This window comes from Nocardia sp. PLKS1-43 (assembly GCF_059510335.1).
Window position 1 is genome coordinate 113,161 of the sequence record NZ_JCAJZQ010000005.1, and the last position, 24,225, is coordinate 137,385.

Here is a 24,225-nt window from a genome sequence, read left to right on the forward strand (position 1 = left end):
GCCGACGGGAGTTCGCCGTCCGGAGGAGGACTTAGGCGGCAGGCTCCAGTACCGCATCTCGGGAGAGCAGGTCGGCGTAGAAGCCGTTGCGCTCCAGTAGTTCTCGGTGGGTGCCGCGTTCGACGACATGTCCGGCGTCCAGGACGACGATCTGATCGGCGTCTCGGATCGTGGACAGGCGGTGGGCGATGGTGATGGTGGTGCGACCGGCGGACAGGGCATCGATCGCGGCTTGGACCTCGCGTTCGGTGCGGGTGTCCAGGGCGCTGGTGGCCTCGTCCAGCACCATGATCGGCGGATTGCGCAGGATGGCGCGAGCCACGGCCAGGCGTTGTTTCTCGCCGCCGGAGAAGCGGTAGCCGCGTTCGCCGACGAGGGTGTCGTAGCCGTCGGGCAGGCTCGCGATGTGGTCGTGGATCTGCGCGGCGCGGGCCGCGGCGATCAATTCCGCGTCCGTCGCATCGGGTTTGGCGAAACGGAGATTCTCCGCGACGGAGGCGTGGAACAGGTAGGTCTCCTGCGAGACCACCCCCACGCTCGCGGACAGATCAGCGAAACTCAGATCCCGCACGTCGACGCCGTCGACGGTGATCCGCCCGGAACTCGCGTCGTACAGCCGGGCGACCAGATAGCCGAGAGTGGTTTTGCCCGAACCGGTTTCGCCGACGATGGCCAGTGACGTCCCGGCGGGAACGGTGAGATCGATATCCTCGAGCACCCGCCGGTCCTTCGCGTCGTAGGCGAAACCCACATGTTCGAACCGGACCGTGCCGGCCACCTCGGCTCGCGGCATCGGCACCGGGTGCGCCGGTTCCTCGATATCGGAACGCAAATCGAGATATTCGAAGATCCTGCCGAACAACGCCATCGAACTCTGCATATCCACACCCGTGGACAGCAGCTGAACCGCCGGACGCAGCAGGCTGGTCTGCAACGTGGTGAACGCGACCAGGGTGCCGATCGAAACCAGCGAATGCCCACCGGCGGTGGCCAGCCCGGCCACCCAGTAGATCACCGCGGGCATCGCGGCCATGACGATCTGGATCGTGGCCTGGCGCCAGCGACCGGCCATACTGGCGCGGATCTCCAGATCGACCAGTTCACGCGATTCGCCGGTGAAGCTGCCGATCAACGCGGGTGCGCGACCCATGGTGCGCCCCAACAGAATTCCGCTCACCGACAGCGACTCCTCGACGATCGCCGACATTCCGGCGAGTTTGCGCTGTCGCGCGGCGGTGATCCGACGACGCTCGTCGCCGACGCGCCGGCTGATCCACACGAAAAACGGCAACATCAGCAGCGAGACCGCAGCCAGCCGCCAATCCAAGGCGAACATGGCGATGATCGCCGCGACCACCGAGGTGAAATTCGAGACGATGGAGGTGGCCGTCGTGGTCACCGTGGACTGCATACCGCCGATGTCGTTGGCGATACGCGATTGCACCTCGCCGGTGCGGGTGGTGGTGAAGAACGCCAGCGGCATGCTCTGCAGCCGCGCGTAGACCGCGGCGCGCAGATCGTGCATGACCTGCTGACCGACGGCAGTGGAGATGTAGGTCTGCAGCACGCTGAACACACTGGTCAGCACGACGACCGCGACCATACCGGCGGCCAGGACCGTGAGCAGTCCGGTGCGGCCGTGCGGCAGGGCGTCGTCCAGGATGCGACGCAGCATGAACGGCGAGGCCAGTGAGACGACGGACGATAGCCCCACGAGCGCGGCGACCAGGGCCAGACGCGTGCGGTAGGGCCGGAACAGCCGGAGGATCCGGCGAATCTCGGATGGGGTTCGGGCTGCCATAGGCGCCTCCTTCCAGGTACTACCACTCCAAACTGAGCTTGACTCACAATTATTCCACAGAACGATGAGCTAGGCTCAAAATCATGGCAGAGGCCACCGACCCCGACCTCCCCGACCTGTTCCTGCAGGTCAGTAAGCGGATCCGCCGAAATCAGGCGGCCCGGCTCGCTCCCCTGGGCCTCACGCCCGCGCAGAGCCGCGCGCTGCGGATCATCGGAAGGGCCGAGGAACCGCTTCGGATGTCCGTCCTCGCGGAGCATCTCGGCATCGTGCCGCGTTCGGCGACCACGGTGGTCGACGCGCTCGTCGCGGCGGGACTGATCACCCGCGCACCCGACCCGGCCAATCGCCGTTCCACCCTCGTTGTTCCGACCGAGGCGGGACGTCGCGCACTGTCGCGCATGTCGCAGGCCCGGCGTGCGGCCGCCGCGGAGACGTTCGCGCCGCTGTCCGACGAACAGCGCGAGACGTTGCGGGCGTTGCTGGCGGCGCTGGACTCACGAGAGCAGTGCTGAGCGTGAGGGATCGTTCGTGCGGGATCGTTTCAGTCTCGGGGCAAGCTACAGCGACACCGGATCGCTGACTCGGATCCGATCCATCAGGGCGGTGAGCAAGCGTGTGATCGGCTCGCTCCCGACCGCAATCGAGGAAATGCCACTGTCGACGAGCGCCTGATTCATGACCTTGTGCGTCAACCGGCCGCGCCTGGTCGGGTGTACCAGCACTCTGCGCCGGTCGGCGGCGTCGACGTTGCGGTTCACGAGGTTGTCGGCGATCATGGCGTCGATCAGGCGGGTGAGCGTGGCAGCGTTGAGTTGTGTGGCTTCGGCCAGTTGCGACATCGAACGCCCTTGGCCGTCGGCGACCGCGTTCAGCACATGCCAACGCCCCGGAGACGCCTCGCCGAGACAGGTGGCGACAGTCTTGTCCAAGTCCTGCGATACCCGCCGCAGCAGGCGGGCAAGTTCGTCCAACGCGCCGAGGGCGGTACTATCGTCCACAATCAGCACTATACAGCGCCGTATGAGTCATTTTCAGTTGCAAGTATTACGGTGGTGGTTGCCATGACCGCTGGAGGCCTTCGCGGTCGTCGCGAATCGGTGGATCTCGCATTGGCGGTGCCGCTGAGCGGCCCAGCGGGGATGTTCGGTCCGTCGTGCGAAGCCTCCGCCGAACTCGCGATCGAGGACATCAACGCCGCGGGCGGCATTCTGGATCGGCCGGTGCGACTGCATCCGATCGACGCCGCAGCGCCATTGGCCGAGTTGACCGCGCGCGTCGACCGGATGATCGGCGCAGGACTGATCGACGGTGTCGTCGGCTGGCATCTGTCGAATGCGCGCAAGGTGATCACTCCGCATACGGCCGGTCGAATCCCCTACGTCTACACCACTTTCTACGAAGGAGGCGAGGATTCCGACGGTGTGTACATGGTGGGCGAGACCCCCGAACAACAGCTGTTCCCGGCGCTGCGGTGGATGCGTACCGAAATCGGCATCCGACGCTGGTACATTGTCGGTAACGATTACATCTGGCCACACGAAACCCTCAGGGCCACATTAGAATTCAGTGCAGAGTTGGATATCGACGTGGTCGGTGCGACATTCGTCCCCCTGAACGGGCGGGATTTCACCTCCACCCTCGAGCTGATCGGATCCTCTGCGGCGCAAGGTGTTCTGCTGTTCCTGGTCGGCGCCGACTGCGCCGCCTTCAATCGAGCGTTCGCAGCTGCCGGTCTCGACGAGCGCCGCATCCGGCTCGGCATGATGATCGGTGAGGACGTCCTCTACGCCGGTGGCGTCGACAGCACCCGCGGATTGTTCACCGCCTGCGGCTATTTCGAGAGTGTAGTGTCCCAGGCCGGGATGGAATTCGGCGCCCGGTACACCGACCACTTCGGGCCGCACGCTCCGGCGCTGAACAATATCGGCGAGTCCTGTTACGAGGGATTGCTCTTGTTCGCGTCGCTGGCCGAGCAAGCACGCAGTCTGGACCTGCGCGCGATCGAACGCACCGCCTCGGGCGCCACCTATCACGGTCCGCGCGGAGAGGTACGGGTCCGCGGCGCGCACACTACGCAGCCTGTCTATATCGCCGGGGCCGATCGCCTGGAATTCACCGTCCACACCGAACTGACCTCCTGACCGCTACTCGCGGGGGGCCGAACGATGTTCGGCCCCCCGCAGTTTCATGGAGGTTCAGTCGCGCACGGGCATCGCGCGCAGGCCCAGGTCCTCGGCTACCACGGTATCCGCATAAGCCGGCGACTGGCACTGCTCCGCACAGTTCTTGGTGAGCGTGCACGTGAGCGAGGACACCGTTCCTGCGTGGAAGGGGCAGTGGTGCACCATGTCCGGTAGCTCGTACCGCTTGCCGTCCACCACATCGAGCAGGGTCTGCCCGGCCCACAACGGCTCCTTCTCGATCTCCTCGCGAAGCGGATTCGGCCGTGCCAGATAATATTTGCCGCGGGTGAGGATTGCGATGATCGGCGTCAGCACGACTGCCACGGCCAGAGCGAGATACGGCGACCATGCCTGCAACAGGCTGCCGAACGCGCCGAAGTAGGCGAGAATCGACAGCACCGACCCGGCGAGCATCGATCCGAAACCGACCGGATTGATGGGATACAGATAAGCCCGTTTGAACTCGATGTATGGCGGGCTGATCTTCAGTATTCCCTTGTTGATCACCAGATCGGCGACGATCGCACCCACCCACGCGATCGCGACGTTGGAGTAGAACCCCAAAATCGTGTTGAGCAAGGTGAACATGTTGCCCAGCATCAGAGCCAGTGCGATCGCGATGTGCAGCGCGAGCCAGACCACCCGGCCGGGATGTATGTGCAGCACCCGGCTGAAGAAGTTCGACCACGACAGCGATCCGGAATACGCGTTGGTCACGTTGATCTTGATCTGTGACAGCAGCACCATCACGGTCGCTATGGCCAACGCCATCGCATGACTGTGGATCAGCGCACCGTAGCTGCCGAGAAACTGCTCGATCGGCTCGGTGGCCCGGGTGAAGCCCACTTGTCCGGCGATGTAGAAGGCCAGGAACGCTCCGCACAGCTGCTTGGCGGCCCCCAGGATCACCCACCCCGGACCTGCTGCCAGAACCGCGGACCACCATCGCAGCTTGGGCGTCTCCGACTTCTCCGGCATGAATCGCAGATAGTCGACCTGCTCCCCGATCTGCGCGATCAGCGACAGTGCGACTCCCGCGCCCGCGCCGACACCGATCGCCGTCATCCGCGCGCTGCCGCCGTTCCCGGCCCACGACAGGAAGCCGTCGAATCCGGCCGGATCGCCGATCGCGATCATCACCAGCGGTGCGGCGAAAAGGATCAACCACAACGGTTGAGTCCACACCTGGAACTTCGCCAACGCCGACATCCCGTATAGCACGAGCGGAATGATCAACACAGAACCGATGATGTAGCCGAGCGGTAGCGGTATGTGGAACGCCAGCTTCATCGCCTGCGCCATGATCGATCCCTCGAGGGCGAAGAAGATGAAACAGAAACTGGCATAGATGATGCTGGTCAGCGTGGATCCGAAGTAGCCGAACCCGGCCCCGCGGGTCAACAGATCCATGTCCAGGTTGTACTTGGCGGCATAGTAGGCGATCGGTACTCCGGTCAGGAAGATCGTCACGGCTGCCACCAGGATCGCGACCACAGCACTGGATGCACCATGCGTCACCGCGATCGATGCACCGATGGAGTAGTCGGCCAGGTAGGCGATACCGCCGAGCGCGGTGACCGCGCACGCCAGCGGACTCCAGCGGCGGAAGGACTTCGGCGCGTACCGCAGCGAATAATCCTCGATATCATCGCGAGCGGCCCAATCTTGGAAACGACGCCATCGGGAGGGCGGCGCGGATGGAGTCGGTTGTGTCGTCATGATGTCGTTCTCCTCGCAGTCGAGGCCGTTGGCTACACGGGCTCGGTGAGGACAGACGCTATCGCCGATATTTTCATTTGACTATAACTCATATGAAAGTTAATGCTCGGGCAACACGCCGGGCTTCTCGTAACACCGGCTTAACAGCCAGGTTTCACCGGCGCGACATCTCCGGCTTTCGATTAGGACCGTACGAAATACACTCAAATGAAATTGATTTCCGGCACAGCCGGACGGTCGGAGGTCTCCGATGCCCAGTTACCAATTCACCTGTCCCGCCTGTGGTTCCTTCGACCGGCGCCACCCCATCGCCGATGTGCCCGAATCCGCACCGTGCCCGACGTGCGGCCGCCGGGCCCGGCGACGCATCTGTGGCGGGGCCCTCCTGCGGTCCGGCTCGGTGGCGATGCGATTGCTCGACGCCACAGCCCGCACGGCGACCGAGCCGCCCCTTGTCACAGCGCCGCCGCGTCGCAGCCCGAGGGTTACCCGAAATCCCTTGCACCGCAGACTCCCTCGTTACTGACGACTCCTACGCTTCCGATGTCGAAAGAGGTATCCCATGCCCGAGTTGCTGTACCCGTTGGATTCGTCCAAGCGGTTCACCGAGCAGAAGTTCGTCGGCCACAACCGGTGGCATCCCGACATCCCGGCCGCGGTCACCGTCCGTCCTGGCGATGAGTTCCGGGTGCATGTGCGCGAATGGTTCGACGGGGCCATCCACAACGACGATTCGGCAGACGATGTGCGCAACGCCCCGCTGAGCACCGTGCACTGCCTGTCCGGGCCCTTCGCCGTCGATGGCGCCCAACCCGGGGACTTACTGATCGTCGACATCCTCGATATCGGCCCCATCCCGCAGGAGGATTCGGGCCCGCTCGCCGGGCAGGGCTGGGGATACACCGGGATCTTCGCCACCGACAACGGCGGCGGTTTTCTCACCGAGCACTTCCCCGACGCCTACAAGGCGATTTGGGATTTCAGCGGGCATACCACGACCTCCCGGCACGTTCCCGGGGTGAAATTCACCGGGATCATGCACCCCGGGTTGATGGGCACCGCACCGTCGGCCGGCCTGCTGAGTTCCTGGAACACCAGGGAAGCCGCGCTGATCGCGACCGACCCCGGCCGGGTGCCACCGCTGGCATTGCCGCCCGAACCCTGTGACGCGATCCTGGGCTCGTTGACCGGGACCGAGTTCGACCGTGTCGCCAGCGAGGCGGCCCGTACCGCCCCGCCCCGTGAGAACGGCGGCAACCAGGACATCAAGAACCTCACGCGTGGCAGCCGCGTCTTCTATCCCGTTTTCGTGGACGGCGCGAAACTGTCCGTCGGCGATCTGCATTTCTCGCAAGGCGACGGGGAGATCACTTTCTGCGGTGCGATCGAGATGGGCGGATTCATCGACCTGCGCGTCGACCTGATCAAGAACGGTATGCAGTTGTACGGGATCACCGAGAACGCGGTCTTCCTGCCCGGTAACGAGGGCCCGGAGTACTCCGAGTGGCTGGCCTTCTCCGGAACCTCGGTCACTCTCGACGGCGAACAGCGATACCTGGACTCCCAGTTGGCATTCGAACGCGCATGTCTACACGCCATCGATTACCTGACCAACTTCGGCTACAGCCGTGAGCAGGCTTATCTTCTGCTCGGCGCGGCCCCCATCGAGGGGCGCTTCTCCGGCGTGGTGGACATCCCGAACTCGTGTGCCACCGTTTACCTTCCGACGGCAATCTTCGACTTTCCCATAGCCCCGAGCGCATCGGGCCCGGTACGGATCGACCCGGGCATCGGAGCGCCGCGTACCGTCCGCTAGCGGCCGAATCCACCGGGTTTCGTTCATACCCCGAAGGGAATTGTCCGACACACACCGCTCGGCGAATCCTGAAGCGGTGAACGACATTCGATACGGACTGCTGCTGCCCGCCGGCCAGGCTCAACTCGCGGCCGGAGGCTCGGCTCGCGCACTACTCGATATGGTGGTGAGCGCCGAGCAGCGCGGATTCGATTCGGCGTGGGTGGGCGACTCGCTACTGCGCGCGCGGGTCGAGCCGCTGACACTGCTGGCGGCCGCGGCCGCGGCGACCGAACGGATCACCCTCGGCACGGCCGCATTGATTCCCGCCTACCGCAATCCGGTGCACACCGCGCTGATTCTGGCCTCACTGGACCTGGTTTCCGAAGGGCGCATCGTGCTCGGGGTCGGCGGCGGCTTCCCCGGCATCAGCGAGCCCGAGTTCGAGCTGGCCGGCGTAGATTTCCGGACCCGATTCTCCCATCTGGACGATACTGTCCGCCTGTGGCGTCAGCTGTGGTCGGGTAATTCGAAACCCTTCCACGGCAAGGTATTACATTACGATTGGCTGCCGGAGGTACCCCGCCCGCACCGTCCCGGCGGACCGCCGATCTGGCTCGCCGGAGCAACCCCCGCCGCCCTGAACCGCACCGGACGCCTGTACGACGGCTGGCTGCCCTACCCGCCGGAGCCCGCCGACTACGCGGCGGGCCTGACCACGATCCGCACCACCGCGACAGCCCAGGGCCGCGACGAAACAACCATCACCCCAGCACTTTTCGCCACCGTCTACATCGACGATGACCCTATCCGAGGCCGCGCGGCCCTCGACGAATACTGCCGGGCCACCTACCGCATGCCCGTGGAACAGGTCGAGCAGATCCAAGTCCTGATGACCGGCTCTGCGAAGGACATTGCCACACAACTGAATAACTACACCGCCGCGGGTTCGCGGCACCTGTTGATCCGCATAGCAGCCGTGCGCCCGGACGCCTTCACTGCCCAATTCGACCAGGTCACCGGACTGATTTACACTCATCGGCGATCCGCTGGGGAGTGAGTTCGTTCGCCGCACGCTCCCCGCGGAAGCTCCCGCGCATGCCGTGCTGACCGAACCGGCCTTCGCGGCGAGACGAAAGATCGACTGGCCGTGCCGATCAGCGGAACGTCGGCGTCCGCCGCGGGTCGGGGGCGATTGCGGGGAGCGGACACGATCAGCGCCCATGCCGATGACTTTCGAATGGATCCGTCGTCGATACCTGTGGATATACCGACGGACAGGAGCCGAGGCATGACGAGACCGTTTCGATCGGGTGTGACCTCTGTGCGGGCGAACGGTGTGGAGCTGGGCATCGAGCGCTTCGGCCGCGAGGGTGATGCGCTGATCCTGCTGGTCGGCGGCACAACGATGTTGTCCTGGCCCGACGCGCTGTGCGAGAAGCTCGCGTCGGGCGAGCGGTGCGTGGTCCGCTACGACCTGCGCGACTCCGGCGCGTCGACGACCATCGATCCGGAGAACCCGGCCTACGACCTGCGGGATGTCGCCGCCGACGCGGCAGCGCTGGTCGAGGTGCTCGGTGCCGGGACCGCCCATCTCGGTGGAGTCGGCGTCGGTGGGATGGTCGCCCAGGTCGCCGCGCTGGACCGACCGGACGTTTTCTCCGCGCTGACCCTCATCGGCACTCGGCCGGTGGCGCCGGGCCCGGTCGACGAGGACCTGCCGGACCACGACCCCACGGTCATGGGCGCGCTGTTCTCCCGCCCGCTGCCGGACTGGACCGACCGGGACGCCGTCGCGGCGTTCGCCGCCTCGGGGGCCGGGCCGATGGGAAACGATCCGCAGGAGGCGCGGGCGACCGCCGCCAGGATCTGGGACCGGACGCGGTCGAGCGATCCCGCGGTGCACCAGGCCAACCAGCTCGGGACGGTGTTTTCCCGGATCGACTGCGCCCCGCGCTGGCGGGGCCGGCTCGGTGAGCTCGACGTGCCCACGCTCGTGGTGCACGGTCGCGCCGACCCGTTCTTCCCGGTCGGCAACGGCGAGGCCCTCGCCGCCGAAATCCCCGGGGCGCGACTGCTCGTCCTCGACGACATGGGTACCGCTCTACGCAGCGCGGCGGCCGACCAGGTCGCGGCCGCCATGCTCGCCCTGTGACCGCCCGACTCGGACGACCCGCGACCGTGCCGCGCGTACCTGCCGAGCACCTGGACCGAATGCCACAGATCGTGTTGTTCAACAGTGGTCTCGGCACCGGCTGGGCGCACAACTCCTGCGGAAGGGCTGCCGGGGTCCGAAAACGCCTGGTGTAGTGATGATCAGAATCGTTCCGACGGCCAGCGCGAGGCCGGACCACAACGGCAGGGACGCCGTCGGCGTGTGGCTCAGCACGGCGGCACCGAGAGCGGAGCCACCGGTGATGCCGAGTTGGTAGGACACGACATAAGCGCCGGACGGGATGTCCGGATTGTCCGGAGCCGTGCGTAGCACGGCGTGTTGCAGGATCACCGGCAACGCCGCCGCGGCGGCGCCCCACAACATGACGAGGACGAAGACGACCCAGCCGAGGTGCGCGGTGCCGAGCGCCGCCACCGCGCATGTCAGGGTCGTGGACACGGTGAGGGCAGTGCGACGTGGATGGGAGTCGAGCGCGCGTCCGGCGAGGGTGACACCGAACAAGCCCGCAATGCCGTACCCGGCCAGCACGACCACGAGGAGCGATCCGCTCGACCCGGCCGGCGCGACCAACAGTGTCAGGTAGGTGTAGCTCATATAGTGGCCGGCTACCAGTACCGTCGTCACGAGGCAGACCACGAGAACCGGTCCGGGACCGAAGGTTTCGCGGGTGCGTACCTCGCGCGAGGGTTGCGGTGTTTCGGGTAACGCGGCTCGCAGCAGGACCGCTGTGGCGCCGGCCGCACCGGCGACTGCGAGTGCGGCTGCGCGCCAACCCAGTTCGTGTGCCAGGCCGGTAGCGATCGGCGCACCGGCGATCAGACCCAGCGAGGAGCCGGCAAACACCGCCGCGGTTGCCCGGCCGCGCAGCCGGTCCGGTGCATACCGTGTCGCTACCACGGGAATCTGCGACCACACCAGGCCATGTGCGATCGCCGCCACACCACGTGCCAGTGCCGCGACCGTGAAGTTCGGAGCCAGACCGAATATCACCTGCGAAAAGGCCAGCAACACAAGAGATGCGGTGAGGACGCGGCGCCGGTCGAGCCGCCGGCAAGCCCACACCGCGGGCAGCGTCGCCGCCCCGGCCGCGATCGCGTACGCGGCGAGCAGGAGCCCAGCCGTGGCGGGGGCCACGTGCAATCCCGCGGCGAGATCGTTCAATGCGCCGATCGGGAACAGCTCAGCGGTCAGGTATACGAACAGCGCCAGGCCCAGCACTGTCAATCGTCCGTACAGTGCAGCGGCCGTCGTCGTTTGCGCTGCGGCCATTCGCGTCATCGCGGCAGACGGTCCAGGAAGGCGGACACCTCCGCGACCCACGGGCCTGCCTCCGCAGGCGTGAAAATGTGCCCGGCCGAGGGATATTCGATCAGTTCGGCACCGGCGATGCCGGAAGCCAACTGGCGAACGGTATCCGGCAACACGACCCGGTCCTGTCCACTGACGACGACGAGGGTGGGCACGTCGACGTCGGCGAGCAGCGGGCGAATATCGGTGCGGCTCACCAGCTCTACGTGATCGGCGCCGCCGACGGGGTAGCCGGCGCGGATCTGCCGGACCGCCGCCGTGTGCTCGTCCTCGGACAAGCTTGCGAGCACCGACGGCGAGTTGGCGTAGAAGAGCAACTCGGACAAGGCATCGAAGTCGCCGCGCTCGGCCAGATGCCGCCACACCCGGACCAGTGCCCGCGCCTGCGCGTCCGGATACACCAGCCCGACTGTGAGCACCAGGGCACTGACGTGCTCGGGATGCCGGATGGCCGCGGTCACGGCGACGGCGGCACCCAGCGAAAGCCCGACCACCGGGAACCGTTCGGCGCCGGCGTCCAGGGCGGTCGCGACCACGGTGTCGGCGAGTTCATCGATCGACAGCGGCGCGGTCGCCCGCGGTGTCCTGCCCGCTCCGGGATAGTACGGTCCGACGAAACGCCGATCCGCAATGGTGTCGATGAGTGGTGCGAAGTTTTCGCGGACACCACCACCGGCGCCGTGAGCGAGGGCGACCACCGGACCGGTACCGCTGTCGACGACATCTACCCGCTCCAACAACTGCTGACGCTGTACATCGGAAATCATGCGACGACGCTAAGCGTTGACGTTGGCGTGAAGGTCAAGCCGGACTCGGGACCACGAAAGGCGCGGCATGCGGATCGGTGAACTCGCCCGCCGCTCGGGCACGACGACGCGTGCACTGCGGTATTACGAGGAGCAGGGCTTGCTAGCGTCCGAACGGACCGGCAACGGCTACCGCGACTACAGCGAGGCGTGTCTTGTGCGCGTCCGCCAGATCCGGGCGCTGCTCGATGCCGGGTTCAACTCGCAAACCGTCGCGCAACTGCTGCCCTGCGCGAGCGGTTCGCGCCCGCAACTCGAGCTGTGTCCCGACATCGTCGCAGCCATGCGAACAACCTTGCAGCGCATCGAATCCGACCTGGAGACGCTCAGCGGCCACCATGCAGCGGTAACCTCATTTCTCGAGGGTGAATCACCTTCGAAGTCCGCTCGAGAGGATCACTCTGGCACAGGGACGCCGATGGTGGCGGGACCACTGGTCCAATCGCTGATTGGGCCAGTACCGCTGGGTTCGCGGCATCCTCGATGACTGCGGCCGTAGGCATCGACTATGCGCTGATCCTCGCCGATCCGGAACGACCGGTGCGCTCGCCCGGGCCGATCAGTTCGGCCGGAGGTCCACCCGGTTCGAGACACGCAGTACGTCCAGAGCGTCCCGATGACCGCGCACGGCGATCGCGTAATCGACTGGTAGGCCGATACTTTCGAGGTACCTGTACAGCCGATCCTCGTCATCCGCGCCGACCTTGCCGGGGTCGTATTCGAGACTGCCCGCGCCGCCCACCACGATGAGCCGGGTAGGTGGATGGGTTCGAGGTCTTGCAACAGGGAACGGGCGGCGGTCGCGTAGACCGTTGGATCCGCGATGGACCGGGTCGAGCACCCGAGGGCGGTGCGGCGCCGGAGGCCGAGCATCGGGTGTGCACCGCTCACCGAATTGGCCGCGGGCGCAGGGCCTTCGGCCGAACCCAACGGTAATCGCGGTCGCCCTGCGCATCGGGCCATCTGCACGGCCTGGTCTCGCTGAGCCGCGGCTCATTCCGAGGCAACCGGTTCATAAGCCGTTCAGGCATTGCCTGCCTCGACTCCTGTCCCATCTGCACGAAAACCGGCGCGATGGCGGGCAACGCGGCGATCACCCCGATCCGCCGAAAACCCTCGATGAACTGGGGAGTCGGACCCAACTGGGCCCCGGTCGCGGTCGGAGCGACGAGACAGTGCCACTCGGCCGGCGGACTCGGCGGAGGCTCGATTCGGAAGTGAGCCGTAGCGGCGGGCCGGCGGTGGAAAGAAGTCGGCTACCGGGTGGATCGCGGTCGCCGTTCCGCGGTCCTCGGGGGATGGGAATCCTCGCCACTGAGCAGGGCATGGATGTGGGGCCGGAGCATATCTACGATGCGTTCCGGGTCGATGTCCTGTAAACCGTTGAGCCGCACGAGGTGCCGGCCTATGACTACGCCGAGGGTGATCGCGCCGACGAGTCCGGCGCGCAGGGCCGCGTCCGCGCCGCCGATCGCCTCGGCCAATTGTTGTTCGGTGCGGTCGGAGGCAGCGCTCACCTGTGCGCTCGCATCCGGGTGAGTCAGCATGGATCGCAGGACAGCCAGGGTCGCGGTGGGCTCGGCGGCGAGTTTGGCCGAGAGCGAGGCCAGGATTCGCTCGGCGATCTCGTCCGGATTTCCAATCAGGATGTCCTCGGCGGGCATGTCGGCGACCCGGTCGAACAGCTGTTGTTTGGATCCGTAGTAGCGGATCACCAGGCCCGGATCTGCTTGCGCCGCAGCGGCGATCGCACGAATCGTGGTGCGTTCGTAGCCCACTTCGGCGAAGAGCCGGCGTGCGGCGGCCAGGATTCGTTGCTGAGTATCGCGCCGTTGCTGGGCGCGGATTCCGCCGCCTCGGGTACCCGCCATATATTTCAGTCTACAAGCGTTGACGAAATCATCGCGACGGCCTACCGTAGTTTCAGTCTACGTTCGTTGACCGAAAAGAGGATGTCGATGGCCGTCCGCACCACCCGAGAAGTCTTCGACCGGGCGAAGCAACTGGCGCTGGCCAAGGATTTGACCGGATTCGCCGACCTGTTCGCCGACGACGGCGTACACGAACTGCCCTTCGCCCCACCCGGTGTCCCCCGACGCATACAGGGCCGCGACGCGCTGCGTGAATACTTCGGCGCGATCAGCTCAACCCCGCTGACGCACGACGAATTTCGCGATCTCACCGTCTACGAGACCACCGATCCCGGGGTGATTGTCGCCGAATACGACGCGCACGGCAGGGTCACCGACAGCGGCCGGGAATATCTGGTGCGCTATATACAGGTGATCCGCGTTCGGGAGGGTCGGATCACGCTCTGGCGGGACTACTGGAATCCGCTCGCCAGCGCCGAATTACTCGGGCGCATACCGCAATTGCTGTCCCACTTCAACGGCGCGCACGATGTCTGATCACACAGAGCCGATTCTGGTGACGGGCGGTACGGGCACCACCGGGAGTCGCTTGGCCGCATATCTGCGCGAGCACGGGGCCCGGGTCCGTATCGGCACCCGAACGCCGGATCGTGACACCCTGGCGAAGGGTGCGGCGGTGCGGTTGGACTGGAACGATCCCACCACCTTCAGTCCGGCCGTCTCGGGAATCGAGCGACTATATCTGCTGAGACCCAACGTTTTCGGCGGCGATCCACGTTCTACTGTCGAGCGTTTCCTGAGTGTCGCTCGTAGCGAAGGCGTCCGCCGGGTGGTGCTGCTGCACTCGACGGTGACCGGCGCGGCCGCAATGCCGGAGATCGCGGAGGCGGTCGAAACGTCGATGCCCGAATGGGCCGTGCTGTGTCCGTCCTGGTTCATGCAGAACTTCACCGGCTCGCATCCGCACGCCCGCGCAATCGTCGAGAAGGGCGAAATCGCCACCGCCACAGGCGAAGGACGGCTCGGATTCATCGACGCCGACGATATCGCCGCAGCCGCCGCCGCGGCCCTGCTCGCCGAGGAGCCGCCCCGGGACCGCTACGTCCTGACCGGTCCGGATTCTCTGAGTTACCGCGATATCGCCGAAAGCCTCGGTAAGGTCACCGGACGCAGTATTCATTTCCGGGTTCTCACCGCCGATCAACTGGCCGAACGCTGGCGCGCGATCGGTCTTCCGGAGCCGCAGATCGCCATGGCGGTGGAGCTGGATCTGGCCATTGCCCGCGGCGAACACGACTACACCACGACGACGGTCGAGGATCTGACCGGACGCCGGCCGCGGTCATTCCACAGGTTCGCCGAGCGGAACCGGAGCGTCTGGTCGTGACTCCTTCCTGCGAGTAGTGCGGGAGGTCATACATCGCTGCAGTGCTGCCTATCTCACCGAACTCTGGGCGATCGTCACCGCGCGGATGCCAGCTGGACGTTCACGAACTCATGGGCGGTGACCTCTGCACGCCCGAAACGCTGGAATATTCGTTGCCGTACAACGGGTTCCGGCGGGCCGTGCGCCGCGCGGCGAGTGAGCTGCGGCGTTCATCAGTGGTCCTGCTCGCGCAGCAGCCGTTCGCGGGCCGCGGCGCCGGCAGCGGCCACGACATCCTGTGCGACCGTGCGCAACTCGTCGTTCTCGACCACCGTCCGCCCGCCCACCAGCAGACGTGCCAGCGGCGGGGGCGGGCCGAATACCAGCGCGCACACCGGATCGCCGATGGCGGAACGGAATCCGTCGACCCGCCAGACGGCGATATCGGCCAGTTTGCCGGGCTCGAGGCTGCCGATCTCGTTCTCACGGCCCAGATTCCGTGCACCGCCGAACGTTCCGAGCTCGAGCGCCTGCCGGGCGGACAGCGCCTCCGGTCCGTGCACGGCACGCTGAAAGAGCATGGCCTGGCGCATCTCACCGGCCATCGAGGTCACCTCGGCGGATGCCGCGCCGTCCACGCCCAGCCCGACCGGGGCACCCGCGGCCAGCAGATCCCGCACGCGCGCGATACCCGCTCCGAGCCGGGCATTGGAGCTGGGGCAGTGCGCGGTGCCCGAGCCGGTCTCGGCGAAGCGTCGAATGTCCTTGTCGTGCAGATGAACCGCGTGTGCGAACCAGACGTCCGGGCCCAGCCAGCCGATCTTCTCCATGTATTCGACCGGGGTGCAACCCAGCTGCTCGCGGCAGTGCTGCTCCTCGTCGAGCGTCTCGGCCAGATGCGTGTGCAGGCGAACGCCCTTGTCCCGGGCCAGTTCCGCCGACTCGCGCAACAGCGTCTCGCTCACCGAGAACGGCGAACACGGTGCGACGGCCACCCGCAGCATCGAATCGAAGGCGGGATCGTGGTATCTCTCGATCGTCGCCACGGTATCGTCCAGGATTCGATCGATCGGTTCCACGACCTCGTCGGGAGGCAGGCCCCCGTCGGAACGACCGCGGTCCATCGAGCCTCGACAGGGATGGAATCGTAGGCCCACCGCGCCCGCCGCCCGGACCTCCGCCTCGAACAGATCGCCACGTCCGGCGGGGAAAATGTAGTGGTGATCGGCGGAGGTGGTGGCCCCGCTCAGTGCCAGCCAGCCCAGACCGGCCACAGCCGCGCCATGGGTGATGTCGGCATCGATGTGGGCCCAGGTGCGGTACAGCCCGGTCAGCCATTCGAACAGCGTGGCGTCCTGATACAGCCCCTGGGTGGCCCACTGGTAGAGGTGGTGGTGGGTGTTCACCAGGCCCGGTGTGACCAGGCAGCCGGTGCCGTCGATGCGTTCGGCGTCCCGGACGATCGGCGCGGGCCCGCAGCCCAGGCCGGTGATCCTGCCGTTGTCGACGGTGAGGTACCCGTTGGCGATCTCCTCGCCGACAACCGGTGCGATATAGGCGTTTTCGATGACGATCCGGCGGCCCGCAGGCGATGACGCCGCCGGATCAACCTGCGATACCTTACTCATCGCGCTGCCTCCTTCCATCGAGCGGCCACCTGGACCGCGTCGAAATTCTTCCCGTAACTCGCACAGCGGCACAGATTTCCGGCCGACGTGTCGCGGATCTGCGAATCGGGCGGCTCCGGGATCCGCTCGATCAGATCGTGCGCCCGCACGATCAGGCACTCGCATCTGCCCGACCTACACCGTGTCGGCCGCCCGACGGGCACCTGCCCATCCATCCGCATTCGCTCGCCCCTCGCTACGTCATCGGCTCCCGGGCACGCAGCGCGACATGCACCGCCGCGGCCCCCTGTCGTTTCGTCATCCGCCGCGATCTTCCACGTGCGGTCCCCGCTGAAACGCTTTCTCATCATGCCGCCCTGCGGTCCGCGCCGAGGTCTTTCCAGGGCCAGGTGAGGGTGCAGCGGGCCACGACCGAGACGGCGTGGGTGCGGTAGCCGGCGGTATCGCGCACATCGGCGATGGGCTTCGCCGAAGCCGCGACCAGGGCCCCAGGTCGAGGAGGCCCGCTTCCCGGCGCGTGGCCGCCGCACGCGGGCGCGGCCGCACTCGTCGGCCACGACGAACTGGCCACACAGGATGCTGCTGGCCAGTGCCCCCGACGAGGTGCGCCGGATGTTCCGGCTGCGCCTGCTGGAACCGATGACCACCTGCGACCGGGACAGCGGCGCGGATCTGAGGCACACCCTGCGGATATTCCCGCGGACCAACGGCTCGTGGACCCGCAGCGCCGAACTGCTGCACCTGCACGTCAATACGCCGCGCTACCGCATCGCGCGGATCGAGGAGCTGACCGGGCGCGTCCTGTCCCGGCTCGCGGACCGGTTCGATTTCTGCTCGGCCCTCGCGCTGGGCCGAGCGATCCGGCGTAGCGTGCTGACCATGGCATCGCCGCAACCTGCCCTTTCGACCCCGGGGACGCGCACCCTGGCCCAGGCGTGCCGGCCGGACGTCGCGGCGATGACGAAGCGGCTACTGGCGGCGATCTTCACCGACAACCCCGAATGGACCGACTACACCTCGGTCCCCCGCGCGGACCTGCGCGAGGGCTGCCGCCGCTATCTGACCCGCATCCTGGACCTGCTCGGCGGTGCGAGCGGCGATCCGGAGACCGACGACGTGGCCGCGGCGATCGGCCGGCATCGCGCCGAACAGGGCGTGCCGATGGAGGCGATGCTGCGCACCTTCCGGCTCGGCGGCGGCATCGTCTGGGAGACGCTACTGGACAAGGCGGGAAGCGTTGGGCCGCAAGAGATCCGGGAGTCCGGGACGGCGATGTGGGCGGTGGTCGACGGATTGTCCTCGGCGCTGGTGACCTCCTACCGGAACACCGAACTAGAACAGGTCCGGCGGGACGAGCGCCGCCGCCACGCGCTGATCGAGGATCTGCTCTCCGGTCGCGCACACGATGCCGCCTTCGCCGCCCGCGCCGCCCGCGAGCTGAACCTGCCCACGCAAGGGGCATATCTGGTGGTGGCGGCCCGCGGGGGCGGGCGACCACTGCGCGCGGGCGTCGAGACGGCGCTGTCGGCCTCGGGCATCCGTTCGGTGTGGCACGACCGGGTGGACACCACGATCGGGATCGTCTCGCTCGAACACCGCACCGACGAGGCGGTCCTGCGGCAACTTCGGCCGCATGTGCGCGGGCGGGCCGGGGCCTCGCCCGCGGTTCCGGGTCTGGCACAGGTGGATTCCGCGCACGCGCTGGCACTCATCGCACTCCAGACATTGCCCGGGGGCGCAACGGGTTTGGTGTCGCTCGAGCAGCGGTATCCCGAGGCGCTGCTGGTCCGCTCCCCCGATCTCACCGATCTGCTGCTGACCCACGCTCTCGGCCCGGTGCTGGAACTGCCGGAAAAGGAACGCGACATCCTGCTGCGCACACTGTCGATCTGGTTGGCGGAGAACCGGTCCGCGGCCAATGCCGCACCGCGACTGCACTGCCATCGCAACACCGTGATCAACCGGCTGCAGCGCATTTCCGGACTGCTGGGACGCGCGCTGGAAGATCAGCGCGCGGCGCTGGAACTTTCGCTGGCGCTCGCGGCGCTCGGGCTCGACGCCTCCAGGTAGCCGCGCCCCGCCCCTGCTCGAGCAGCCGCCGTGATTGGGCTCCGCGCACAGTCTGGGGACAGAATTCCTGGGCTCGAGGTGCCTTGTTTGTGCTCGGAGTGGCGACAAAACTCGACGGAGATGGCGCGCGCCACAACCGGACGCGGCCGTATTCGTTCGAGACGAGGAGCACCACGAGTGCCGGAATTCGATCTACTGGTGATCGGCGGCGGCCCCGGTGGCTATGTGGCCGCCATCCGGGCGGCTCAGCGCGGCCTGACGGTCGGGCTGGTGGAGAAGGAGCGCCCCGGCGGGGTCTGCCTGAACTGGGGCTGCATTCCCACCAAGGCCATGCTGCGTTCCGCCGAGGTCTTCCAGACCGTCACCGCCGCAGCCGATTTCGGTGTCCACGCCGATGACGTGCGCTTCGACTTCGCCGCCGTGCGCAAGCGCAAGGACGGCATCGTCGCCGAGCTCACCGACGGTGTCGCGGGACTGCTGAAAGCCAACGGCGTCACCGTGATCGAGGGTCACGCCCGGTTCACCGGACCGACCACGGTGCAGGTCTTCGAAGCCGGCGGTTCGCCGATCTTCCCCGGCGGCCCCCGCTATGCCGCCGTCCCCGGCGACGCGGCCGTCCGGGAGATCACCGCCGCCGACGTCATCGTCGCGACGGGTTCGGTACCCGCGGTACTGCCCGTTCCGGGTGCGGATCTGCCCGGCGTGATCACCTCCGACGGCGCGTTCGGGCTGACCGAGGTGCCCGGGCGGATCGTCGTCATCGGCGGCAGCGCGGTCGGCGCGGAGTGGGCCAGCCTGTTCCACGCCTTCGGCGCGGAGGTCACCGTCGTGGAGATGCAGGATCGCCTGGTTCCCTTGGAGGACAGTGCGATCGGGGCCGCGCTCGGGCGCTCGTTCGGCAAACGCGGCATCACCGTGCTGACCGGATCCACGGTCACCGGAATCGCCCAGGCGGACAACGGCCTGCGCGTCACGGTCGGCGGTCCACAGGCACGTGAGATCGACGCGGATGTGGTGCTGGTCGGCGTCGGGCGTCGGCCCAACACCAGCGCGCTGGACCTGCATGCCGCCGGAATCACCACCGACGCACGGGGTTTCATCCCCGTCGACGACAAGATGCGCACCGATGTGCCGCACGTCTACGCGATCGGCGATGTCACCGGTAAGGCACTGCTCGCGCACGTCGCCTCGCATCAGGGCTTGACCGCGGCCGATGCGATCGCCGGACACGAGACGCATATCGACTACGCCGTCATCCCGGCCGCCACGTTCACCCATCCGGAGATCGCGAGCGTCGGGCTCACCGAGGAGGCCGCCCGCGCGGCCGGGCACGAGATCGTCACGGCCTCTTTCCCGTTCGCGGCACTGGGCCGGGCCAAGACCTTCGGGGACACCGAGGGCATGCTGAAAATCGTTGCCGGACAGCGCCACAACGAGGTGCTGGGCGTGCACATCATCGGCCCTTCGGCCAGTGATCTGATCGCCGAAGGCGCACTGGCCATCTCGATCGAGGCCACCCTCGACGAACTCGCCGGCACCATCCACGCCCACCCGACCCTCGGCGAGATCGGCATGGAGGCGGCCCTGGCCGGTCTCGGGCTGCCGGTCCACATCGCGCCCCCGCGCAAGCGAGCCGGAAGAGGCGGCGGAGCGTAACCACAGCGCAACGCTCAACCGCAGCCAACTCGAGGAGCACCACAAGTGACCACCGCAACTCCCCGCAAGTCCAGCCGCAAGACGCCGCGTCCGGCCGACGGTCGCCCGGCCACCGCGGCCAAATCCGTTCCGGCACAGGATCCGGAGGCCAACACCGCCGTGGACGCCCCGCGTAAGCCCGCCGCCGCGAAGAAGGAAGGCGCAGCCGCTTCGGCGCAGGCGCCGCTGACCGACCGCACCGCCGAGGCGGCGTCCACGCTCGAAAGCCGCATCGCGGCAGCCGATCCCGCAGCACTGCGTGACCTCTACCGCGACATGCTGTTCGTGCGCCGCTTCGAGGAGCGGACCGCGCAGGCTTATCAGCAGGCCCGGATCGGCGGATACTGCCACCTGAACCTCGGCGAGGAGGCGACCGTCGTCGGAGTCGGCGCGGCGATGCGACCGACGGACTACCTGTTCACCAACTATCGCGAACACGGTTACGCGCTGGCCAAGGGTATCGAGCCCGGCCGCGTGATGGCCGAGCTGTACGGCCGCTCCACCGGCACCTCGAAGGGCTGGGGCGGCTCGATGCACATGTACGACACCGCGACCCGGCTGCTCGGCGGTTACGCGATCGTCGGCGGTCAGGTCCCGCTGGCCGTCGGTGCGGCGCTGGCCATCGACTATCGCGGCGAGGATGACGTGGTGGTCTGCCAGATGGGCGAGGGCACAACGAACATCGGCGCCTTCCACGAATCGCTGAACATCGCGGCGCTGTGGCGGCTGCCGGTGGTCTTCCTGGTGATCAACAACTACACCGGAATGGGCACCACGGTCGAGAAGTCCTCCGCGGAACCGGATCTGTGGAAGCGGGCCGCGGCCTACCGCATGCGCGGTGAGCGCGTGGACGGCACCGATGTGCTCGCGGTGCGGGAAGCGGCGAGCGAGTTGATCGAATCGGCTCGGCGCGAAGGGAAACCGGCGCTGCTCGAGGCGGTCAGCCATCGGCTCAAGGGCCACTCGGTGGTGGACCCGGCCAAGTACCGCAGCACCGAAGCGGTTTCCGAAGCCCGCGAACACGATCCGATAACGCTGTGGCACGCCCGGCTGCTGGAGGCCGGCGTGCTGAGCGCGGAGTCGGCCGCGGCCATCGAAGCCGAGGTCGGCGAGAAAGTCGCCGCCGCAGTCGAATTCGCCGAATCCAGCCCGCATCCGAACCCGGACAGCCTGTTCGACTACACCTATGCCACCCGCGTCCCGGGCGAATTGCGTCGCCTGCCGGCCGACCCGCTGTTCCCGGTCGATGCCGAAAGGTGATCCCAAGTCCGGCGACCGGTTTCGCCCGGCCGCGCGCGAGGCGAGGCGGCCGGGCAGGCCGAATCCCGGCGAGCACATCGTCGTTCCCCCGAAGCCCCGGCGCGCCCGCAGTCCACACGACCCGCTGATCTGGGCGGCATCGTGCGCGTCGCGCGCACCGCGGCCCATCGTTCATCCCGAAAGGTAATCCCGTGCCCGTCATCACGTATCGCGAAGCTCTGCGCGAGACGCTGCGTCAGGAGATGCGGCGCGACGACGATGTCTTTCTCATCGGGGAGGAGATCGGCGTCTTCGAGGGCTCCTACAAGATCACCGCCGGCCTGCTGGCCGAATTCGGGGAGAAACGGGTGCGCGACACTCCGATCGCCGAGGAGGGTTTCGTCGGTGCGGCCATCGGCGCGGCGATGCTCGGGCTGCGCCCGGTGGTGGAGATCATGACCATCAACTTCTCGCTGCTGGCGCTGGATCAGATCGTCAACCACGCGGCCAAGATCTACGGCATGTTCGGCGGGCAGACCAACGTGCCCATGGTCATCCGCACGCCCGGCGGCGGCGGTCAGCAGCTCGGCGCGACCCATTCGCAGAACATCGAGCTGTACTACGCGTTCGTCCCCGGCCTGAAGGTGGTCGCGCCCAGTACGCCCGCCGACGCGGCCGCACTGCTCAAGGCCGCGATCGAGGACGACGATCCGGTGCTGTTCCTGGAGAACCTTTCGCTCTACAACACCAAAGGCGAAGTGCCCGAGGATCTTCCGCCCGCTCCGATCGGCAAGGCGGCGGTCACCCGGGCGGGGTCGGACATCACGCTGATCGGCTACTCCCGGATGGCCACGGTGTGCACCCAGGTCGCCGAACGCCTTGCGGGCGAGGGTATCTCGGCCGAGGTGATCGACCTGCGCAGCCTGCGCCCGCTGGACCGCGACACCCTCGTCGCCTCGGTCCGCAAGACCGGCTGCGCGGTGATCGGCGAGGACGACTGGCTCACCTACGGCATCGGCGCGGAGGTGGCCGCGTCCATCTCCGACGGGGCCTTCGACTACCTCGACGCACCGGTACGCCGGGTGGCGATGGCCGAGGTGCCGCTGCCCTACGCCAAACCGCTCGAGCGGATCGCCCTGCCTTCCGCCGACTCGCTGTACACCGCCGCCGTGGAAACCCTTGCGGCCGTGGGCCGTCGGCAGGCCTGAGAGGACCAGATATGCCTGAGATCACCATGCCCCGGCTCTCGGACACCATGGAGGAGGGCGTCATCGCGTCCTGGCTCAAGCAGGTGGGAGATCCGGTCGCCCGCGGCGAGGTTATCGCCGAGATCGAAACCGACAAGGCTCTGATGGAGCTGGAAGCCTACGACGACGGGGTTCTCGAACAGATCCTCGCCGACGCGGGAGCGCGGGTGCCGATCGGTGAACCGATCGCACTCGTCGGGGATGGCAGCGGGGCCGCGCGCGCCACAAGCGCCACGGCACCGGAGGCCTCGGCCGCTACCGGCGGTCCCGAGGTCTCCCCCGCTGCGCTCGGAGCCGATACCCGCGCCCCCACCACGCAATCCGGGTCGCACGCCGGCGCGCCGGAAATCACCGGGGCGACGCCGGGAGATCGCACCTCCGGCGCGGCCGCCGCGGCCGACGGGCAACGCCGCAAGTCCTCGCCGCTGGCGCGGAAGATCGCCCGTGAACTCGGTGTCGATATCGCGACCGTGACCGGAACCGGCCCCGGCGGGCGGATCACCCGCCGGGACGTCGAATCCGCCCAGGGCGCAACCGAATCCGGCGCGGCACCGGCCACCGCGGCTCCCGCGGCCGATGCCGCACCCGCACCGGCTGCCCCGGCTCCGGCCTCGGGCGACTACGAGGAGATACCGCTGACCCGCATTCAGCAGGTCTCGGCCACCCGCCTCACCGAGAGCAAACAGCAGGCCCCGCACATCTACCTGACCAGCGCCATCGACGTGACGGACCTGCTCGCGTTCCGGGCGCAGATCAACGCGACACTCGAATCCGCCGGAAAGGGCAAGGTCAGCGTCAACGATCTGCTCGTCAAGGCGGTTGCTGCGACCCTGCGCACGGATCCCTCGGTGAACGTCAGCTTCGCCGGTGACAAACTGCTGCGGCACAAGGGCATTCATCTCGGCATAGCGGTGGCGACCCCGGCCGGGCTGCTTGTGCCGGTGATCCGCGACGCGGACCGCAAGAGCGTCTCGGAGATCGCCGCCGAGAGCCGCGAGAAGGCCGAACTGGCTCGCACGCGCAAACTTCGCGCCGAGGGCATGTCCGGCGGCACGTTCACCATCTCCAATCTCGGCATGTTCGGCATCGAGCAGTTCACCGCCGTGATCAACCCGCCCGAGTCGGCGATACTGGCCGTCGGCGGGGCGAGTGATGAACTGCGACTGGATGATTCGGGCTCGGTGGTGGCCCGCAAGGTGCTGCGGGTCACGCTGTCCGCCGATCATCGCGCCATCGACGGGGCGGTCGCGGCGAAGTTCCTGCAGCAGTTCAGGGATCTGCTGGAACATCCGCTGCGGATCATCACCTGAGCGTTGTG

The 24,225-nt window shown here is 67.3% G+C and carries 23 protein-coding genes; 14 read left to right on the top strand and 9 right to left on the bottom strand.

Features of this window, described 5'->3' with window-relative positions:
- Window positions 1–31: 31 nt before the first annotated feature.
- Window positions 32–1,801, bottom strand: coding sequence for an ABC transporter ATP-binding protein (locus AC5WS7_RS19925; protein WP_495956045.1), 1,770 nt, complete (start codon window positions 1,799–1,801; stop codon window positions 32–34).
- A gap of 83 nt (window positions 1,802–1,884) precedes the next feature.
- Between AC5WS7_RS19925 and AC5WS7_RS19930 the strand changes: the two genes are divergently transcribed.
- Entirely contained in the window at window positions 1,885–2,316 is a 432-nt protein-coding gene (locus AC5WS7_RS19930) for a MarR family winged helix-turn-helix transcriptional regulator (protein ID WP_495956046.1), read from the top strand.
- A gap of 45 nt (window positions 2,317–2,361) precedes the next feature.
- Here the strand turns inward: AC5WS7_RS19930 and AC5WS7_RS19935 are convergent, their stop codons facing one another.
- A complete protein-coding gene (locus AC5WS7_RS19935) occupies window positions 2,362–2,802 on the bottom strand; it encodes a MarR family winged helix-turn-helix transcriptional regulator (RefSeq protein WP_495956047.1) in 441 nt (146 codons plus the stop codon).
- 63 nt (window positions 2,803–2,865) lie between these two features.
- Here AC5WS7_RS19935 and AC5WS7_RS19940 point away from each other — a divergent pair, with 63 nt between their 5' ends.
- Window positions 2,866–3,945: a substrate-binding domain-containing protein gene (locus AC5WS7_RS19940; RefSeq protein ID WP_495956048.1), complete on the top strand. Its 1,080-nt coding sequence runs from the start codon at window positions 2,866–2,868 to the stop codon at window positions 3,943–3,945.
- A gap of 54 nt (window positions 3,946–3,999) precedes the next feature.
- On the opposite strand, the gene AC5WS7_RS19945 is transcribed toward AC5WS7_RS19940, so the two are convergent.
- Window positions 4,000–5,706, bottom strand: a complete 1,707-nt coding sequence (locus AC5WS7_RS19945) for a purine-cytosine permease family protein (RefSeq protein WP_495956049.1) — start codon at window positions 5,704–5,706, stop codon at window positions 4,000–4,002.
- A 250-nt stretch (window positions 5,707–5,956) separates the two neighbouring features.
- Here AC5WS7_RS19945 and AC5WS7_RS19950 point away from each other — a divergent pair, with 250 nt between their 5' ends.
- The 4 genes from AC5WS7_RS19950 to AC5WS7_RS19965 all read left to right on the top strand — a co-directional run bounded on the left by AC5WS7_RS19950 (window position 5,957) and on the right by AC5WS7_RS19965 (window position 9,656).
- Window positions 5,957–6,232 (top strand): FmdB family zinc ribbon protein, encoded by a 276-nt coding sequence (locus AC5WS7_RS19950; RefSeq protein WP_495956050.1) that lies wholly within the window; start codon window positions 5,957–5,959, stop codon window positions 6,230–6,232.
- Between the two features lie 36 nt (window positions 6,233–6,268).
- Window positions 6,269–7,522 carry a formamidase gene (gene fmdA, locus AC5WS7_RS19955; protein ID WP_495956051.1) on the top strand — a complete coding sequence of 418 codons (1,254 nt, stop codon included), beginning with the start codon at window positions 6,269–6,271 and terminating at the stop codon, window positions 7,520–7,522.
- 76 nt (window positions 7,523–7,598) lie between these two features.
- A complete protein-coding gene (locus tag AC5WS7_RS19960) occupies window positions 7,599–8,561 on the top strand; it encodes an LLM class flavin-dependent oxidoreductase (protein ID WP_495956052.1) in 963 nt (320 codons plus the stop codon).
- Window positions 8,562–8,792: 231 nt separating this feature from the next.
- Window positions 8,793–9,656, top strand: a complete 864-nt coding sequence (locus AC5WS7_RS19965; protein ID WP_495956053.1) for an alpha/beta fold hydrolase — start codon at window positions 8,793–8,795, stop codon at window positions 9,654–9,656.
- A gap of 78 nt (window positions 9,657–9,734) precedes the next feature.
- Here the strand turns inward: AC5WS7_RS19965 and AC5WS7_RS19970 are convergent, their stop codons facing one another.
- Both AC5WS7_RS19970 and AC5WS7_RS19975 read right to left on the bottom strand, forming a co-directional pair.
- A complete protein-coding gene (locus tag AC5WS7_RS19970; RefSeq protein ID WP_495956054.1) occupies window positions 9,735–10,946 on the bottom strand; it encodes an MFS transporter in 1,212 nt (403 codons plus the stop codon).
- Window positions 10,947–10,951: 5 nt separating this feature from the next.
- Window positions 10,952–11,752 carry an alpha/beta fold hydrolase gene (locus AC5WS7_RS19975; RefSeq protein ID WP_495956055.1) on the bottom strand — a complete coding sequence of 267 codons (801 nt, stop codon included), beginning with the start codon at window positions 11,750–11,752 and terminating at the stop codon, window positions 10,952–10,954.
- A 67-nt stretch (window positions 11,753–11,819) separates the two neighbouring features.
- Between AC5WS7_RS19975 and AC5WS7_RS19980 the strand changes: the two genes are divergently transcribed.
- Window positions 11,820–12,278, top strand: coding sequence for a MerR family transcriptional regulator (locus tag AC5WS7_RS19980; RefSeq protein WP_495956056.1), 459 nt, complete (start codon window positions 11,820–11,822; stop codon window positions 12,276–12,278).
- Window positions 12,279–12,350: 72 nt separating this feature from the next.
- Here AC5WS7_RS19980 and AC5WS7_RS19985 read toward each other — a convergent pair whose 3' ends face one another.
- On the bottom strand, window positions 12,351–12,536 hold the full coding sequence (locus AC5WS7_RS19985; RefSeq protein ID WP_495956057.1) for a hypothetical protein: 186 nt from the start codon (window positions 12,534–12,536) through the stop codon (window positions 12,351–12,353).
- Between the two features lie 511 nt (window positions 12,537–13,047).
- Window positions 13,048–13,662, bottom strand: coding sequence for a TetR/AcrR family transcriptional regulator (locus tag AC5WS7_RS19990; protein WP_495956058.1), 615 nt, complete (start codon window positions 13,660–13,662; stop codon window positions 13,048–13,050).
- 66 nt (window positions 13,663–13,728) lie between these two features.
- On the opposite strand from AC5WS7_RS19990, the gene AC5WS7_RS19995 reads away from it, so the two are divergent.
- Window positions 13,729–14,199 carry a nuclear transport factor 2 family protein gene (locus AC5WS7_RS19995; RefSeq protein ID WP_495956059.1) on the top strand — a complete coding sequence of 157 codons (471 nt, stop codon included), beginning with the start codon at window positions 13,729–13,731 and terminating at the stop codon, window positions 14,197–14,199.
- Entirely contained in the window at window positions 14,192–15,049 is an 858-nt protein-coding gene (locus tag AC5WS7_RS20000; RefSeq protein ID WP_495956060.1) for an NmrA family NAD(P)-binding protein, read from the top strand. Before AC5WS7_RS19995 ends, AC5WS7_RS20000 begins: the two co-directional genes overlap by 8 nt.
- A 212-nt stretch (window positions 15,050–15,261) precedes the next feature.
- On the opposite strand, the gene AC5WS7_RS20005 is transcribed toward AC5WS7_RS20000, so the two are convergent.
- Both AC5WS7_RS20005 and AC5WS7_RS20010 read right to left on the bottom strand, forming a co-directional pair.
- Complete coding sequence (locus tag AC5WS7_RS20005) at window positions 15,262–16,656, bottom strand: 8-oxoguanine deaminase (RefSeq protein ID WP_495956061.1); 1,395 nt, start codon at window positions 16,654–16,656, stop codon at window positions 15,262–15,264.
- Window positions 16,653–17,006 carry a 2Fe-2S iron-sulfur cluster-binding protein gene (locus AC5WS7_RS20010; RefSeq protein ID WP_495956062.1) on the bottom strand — a complete coding sequence of 118 codons (354 nt, stop codon included), beginning with the start codon at window positions 17,004–17,006 and terminating at the stop codon, window positions 16,653–16,655. The genes AC5WS7_RS20005 and AC5WS7_RS20010 overlap by 4 nt, the downstream gene beginning before the upstream one ends.
- A gap of 226 nt (window positions 17,007–17,232) precedes the next feature.
- Here AC5WS7_RS20010 and AC5WS7_RS20015 point away from each other — a divergent pair, with 226 nt between their 5' ends.
- The 5 genes from AC5WS7_RS20015 to AC5WS7_RS20035 all read left to right on the top strand — a co-directional run bounded on the left by AC5WS7_RS20015 (window position 17,233) and on the right by AC5WS7_RS20035 (window position 24,217).
- A complete protein-coding gene (locus AC5WS7_RS20015; protein WP_495956063.1) occupies window positions 17,233–18,726 on the top strand; it encodes a PucR family transcriptional regulator in 1,494 nt (497 codons plus the stop codon).
- Window positions 18,727–18,903: 177 nt separating this feature from the next.
- Window positions 18,904–20,382 (top strand): dihydrolipoyl dehydrogenase, encoded by a 1,479-nt coding sequence (gene lpdA / locus AC5WS7_RS20020; protein ID WP_495956064.1) that lies wholly within the window; start codon window positions 18,904–18,906, stop codon window positions 20,380–20,382.
- 45 nt (window positions 20,383–20,427) lie between these two features.
- A complete protein-coding gene (gene pdhA / locus AC5WS7_RS20025) occupies window positions 20,428–21,681 on the top strand; it encodes a pyruvate dehydrogenase (acetyl-transferring) E1 component subunit alpha (RefSeq protein WP_495956065.1) in 1,254 nt (417 codons plus the stop codon).
- A 200-nt stretch (window positions 21,682–21,881) separates the two neighbouring features.
- On the top strand, window positions 21,882–22,868 hold the full coding sequence (locus AC5WS7_RS20030; RefSeq protein WP_495956433.1) for an alpha-ketoacid dehydrogenase subunit beta: 987 nt from the start codon (window positions 21,882–21,884) through the stop codon (window positions 22,866–22,868).
- A gap of 11 nt (window positions 22,869–22,879) precedes the next feature.
- Window positions 22,880–24,217, top strand: a complete 1,338-nt coding sequence (locus AC5WS7_RS20035) for a dihydrolipoamide acetyltransferase family protein (RefSeq protein ID WP_495956066.1) — start codon at window positions 22,880–22,882, stop codon at window positions 24,215–24,217.
- Window positions 24,218–24,225: the final 8 nt, after the last annotated feature.